The following is a 3314-nucleotide window of genomic DNA, read 5'->3' on the forward strand; positions in this document are numbered from 1 at the left end:
AACTGAGTATTCATACGGGGGTGAACTCATGAGGCAACACGTCGTGTCGGTAGCGTGCGCAGCTCTTGGGCTCACCCTGTTGCCGCAAGTTTCTGCAGATCACGCTTTGGTGAGCCAAGCCGTATCGGCGTCACAGTCCAGTGATGTTTCGGTGAGTCTTCGAGCCCGGCAGGTCCAGGGTGCCGACGGCAAACGCATCAAGGTGAAAGTCACGCTAGCCGGTGTTAAGCAGCCGCATCGCGCCAAGGTGGTCGTGCGTTACAAACAGCGCAAAACCTGGCGGGTATTTCTTGCCGCGAAACCGGACCGTCGTGGCCGATTCGTGAAGACGAAGGAGGCACCCGATCGGAGCCGGTTCGTGTTGCGGGCAGAGATCCGCAAACCCACCTACGCCCGTGATGCGGTGAGTAGAAGCGTTCGAGTCCGACTCCAATCAGGCAGCCAACCTCTTCCGGCCGTGCCTGCCCCTGATCTGTCGCAGCCGAGTGCCGCCCCGGTGAGTAGTCCCGCCACTTCGTCAACGCCTTCACCAACCACTGTCTCCCCGGCTCCGTCGTCACCCGCTACTCCGTCACCTACCACCACGTCTGACGCGACCCCAATGCCGTTCCCCTCGCCGACTACTGCTACTCCAACGCCTACCCCCTCGCCGACCACGGCTACTCCAACGCCCACCCCCTCGCCGACCACGGCCACTCCAACGCCCACCCCCTCGCCGACTACGGCCACTCCAACGCCTACCCCCTCGCCGACCACGGCCACTCCCTCCCCGCTGCCGCTGCCGTCGCCCACGATTTCCGCCATCGCCTTAGCGGCCCCCAGCCCGGCCGATGACACCGTTGATCCAGGCTCTCGGTCCTCGGTGGTGAGCGCGTGGAATGACTACCTCGCCCACAACGATGTGCCCTCCGGCTACAACGGCGACCCTGCCACCTGTACGCCAGGCACCACCACCACTGAGTTCAAACTCGCGGTTCGAGATCGCGTGAACTGGTACCGCAACATGGTGGGCCTACCTGACGTCCAACTGGACTTAGCGGCCAGTGATGACCTGCAGCAGACCGCGCTGATGATGGCTGCCCAGGAAGCTGTGTCTCATTACCCCGACGAGAACTGGGCATGCCATACCGACCTGGGTGCCACCGGAGCGGCCAAGAGCAATCTCGCGCCCAGTGTGTATGGCCCCGCTGCCATCACTGCGTATGTTGACGACTGGGGAGATTTCAATACCCCCGTGGGACATCGGCAGTGGATCCTGAATCCCAAGCTGCTCAAGGTTGCCACCGGCGATGTGTACTCACCCACGAATAGGCGCGGGACCAGCAACGCGCTCCGGGTGATCTGGCCGGAGCAGGCCCAGCGGCCCAATGAGGTGGAGTACGTTGCGTGGCCGAACGCCGGTTACGTCCCCCATGGTGCGCTACCGCATCGATCTGATCGGTGGTCCTTTAGCCTGTCTCGCGACTACTGGACCGCAAGCGCGCCAGACTTCTCGGACGCTCAGGTAGTCGTTACTACCGCCGGCGGCGATATCACCCCGCAGGTGGTCAACCGCACGGATCGCTACGGCGACTACACCTTGGTGTGGGAAATGCCGGACATCGCCGCAGCACCTGACGGCCCGGATCGGTTCTACCGCGTCACCGTCACCGACGTCCTCGTAGACGGCGTAAAGAAGAACTACAGCTACGTGGTCACCCTCATCGGCTGACGGGAAGTCCGGTCGTGCCGTGGGTACCCCTAGTCAGAGCTAGCATTTCGACGCGCATGCTGCACCAGTCACCAATATGGCGTTATAGAGCATCAATATTGGCTTGAATCACACCGTCGCGATAGTGCAGGCGCTCCAGCCGAAGACCTGGGTCCTGTGAGGTTCCCTAATGATCTATGTCAGTGCCCTTGGTACCTATGGGAACTGAGTGGAGGACCGTCCACTGATCGCCGAGCTTCCCCAGCGTCTTGGCAACGGCGCGTTCACCTTCCGCACCTTTGCGCCAAGCGGCATCTCCGTCTGTTCCTACTACACGCCGAACTCTTCCCAGAATCGGGGACTCCGCCACCTCGGCCTCATAGATTGCGTTCGCTGTAGTGGTCACTCCTTGCCCTGGAAGCCGATCAGCAAGATCCTCTGGTTCAGCGGGTGCCGGAGCGGTGGCGACATCCACCTGTTGATGCGGCTGGAGAAACTGCGGCTGACCCAGAGCGTGCTCACTCATATAGGCACTGATGGCCAAATGGACCTCGACAGAGCGAGCCGGGTCCTCCACATTCACCTCGCCCGACTTCAGAACTCCAGCGCCGAAACAACGGCGAAAGGGGTTATTACGACAAGCCTCGAGAAACGACCTCGATCGCAGCGTGTCTGAAGTGGGCGCTCCCACGAGCGGGGGTTATTGAAATGAGTCACTAGGCGGCTAAGCCAGCGATCCGCAGTCCCGGTAGCAATTCGGGCTTTCGCCATCCAAACCCCGCAACCTGCGCGGTCACGGTAGTAACCGATCAACTACTTGATCGCCGACCGCTTCTCGTAGGTCGTCAGAATTCCCGCAGACGATGAGCTGATCACGTGCGCGTGAGAGTCCCACCAACAACGTCTGGCGCGCGAGTTCGCTGTTGCGGAACCCATCCAGAGCCAAAACGACAGCAGAACGCTCCAGACCTTTGAATCCGGCGACTGTGCAGTAGAAGATGTCCTCGTTATCCCACAACAACGACCAGTAGTCGTCCTTGTCGTTTCGAGTGAGTTCCAGTTGCATGGGATGGCGATGATGAGTCGTCAACAGAACGACGTCTTGCGGCTGCCAGCCCTCTTCCAGCAGCGCCACAGCGGCATCATCGGCAACGCCCACCGCATCATCGGTGCTGCATTCGATGAATCGTGGCGGCGGGCCGGTAAGACCGACAACGGTTTGCCGCTCATCCACGAGTGGCTGAAAGGTGCGCGCTATCTGGGCAGAGTTACGCATGTTGCGATTGGCGCGCAGCGGCACCAGTCCGGGCAACGGCTGACCACTGCGATCAAAAACTCGCTGTTGTTCGTCGGAGAAAACCATCACCGGTGACTCAGATGGCTTCGCAAGGCCTTGCAGCAGTACCGGCCACCAATCATCCGCGAAGTCTTGCGCTTCGTCCACGACCAGCGCATCAAAGACTTGATCTTGCGTTCCAGCCAGCTGCGACATCTGTTCTAGGAAGGTCGTTTCCCAGAAATGAGTGTCATCAGTAGATAGGTCCTCGGGAAACCTAACCCCCCATTGATGACCCAAGGAGTGGAAAGTACCCACCCACATCAGCCTGCGTTGCTTGTCGGGCCA

4 protein-coding genes are annotated in these 3314 nt (G+C 60.7%); 1 reads left to right on the forward strand and 3 read right to left on the reverse strand.

The features are described 5' to 3' along the window. Positions 1-387: 387 nt before the first annotated feature. Positions 388-837, reverse strand: a complete 450-nt coding sequence (locus K0U62_07025) for a hypothetical protein (protein ID MCH9801265.1) — start codon at positions 835-837, stop codon at positions 388-390. Between the two features lie 28 nt (positions 838-865). Between K0U62_07025 and K0U62_07030 the strand changes: the two genes are divergently transcribed. After that, the gene (locus K0U62_07030) at positions 866-1711 is read left to right on the forward strand and encodes a CAP domain-containing protein (GenBank protein MCH9801266.1); all 846 of its coding nucleotides are present in this window, start codon (positions 866-868) and stop codon (positions 1709-1711) included. A gap of 166 nt (positions 1712-1877) precedes the next feature. Here the strand turns inward: K0U62_07030 and K0U62_07035 are convergent, their stop codons facing one another. Together K0U62_07035 and K0U62_07040 are read right to left on the reverse strand one after the other, a co-directional pair. After that, positions 1878-2216: an NERD domain-containing protein gene (locus K0U62_07035; protein MCH9801267.1), complete on the reverse strand. Its 339-nt coding sequence runs from the start codon at positions 2214-2216 to the stop codon at positions 1878-1880. A 267-nt stretch (positions 2217-2483) separates the two neighbouring features. Continuing rightward, the coding region (locus tag K0U62_07040; protein MCH9801268.1) for an ATP-binding domain-containing protein at positions 2484-3314 on the reverse strand (831 nt) is incomplete at its 5' end.

This window comes from Actinomycetes bacterium, assembly GCA_022599915.1.
Lineage (GTDB): Bacteria > Actinomycetota > Actinomycetes > S36-B12.

Excerpts from the sequence above, each read along its gene's own strand:
- K0U62_07035 (MCH9801267.1), bottom strand. The coding sequence starts at position 2,216 with ATGAGTGAGCACGCTCTGGGTCAGCCGCAGTTTCTCCAGCCGCATCAA.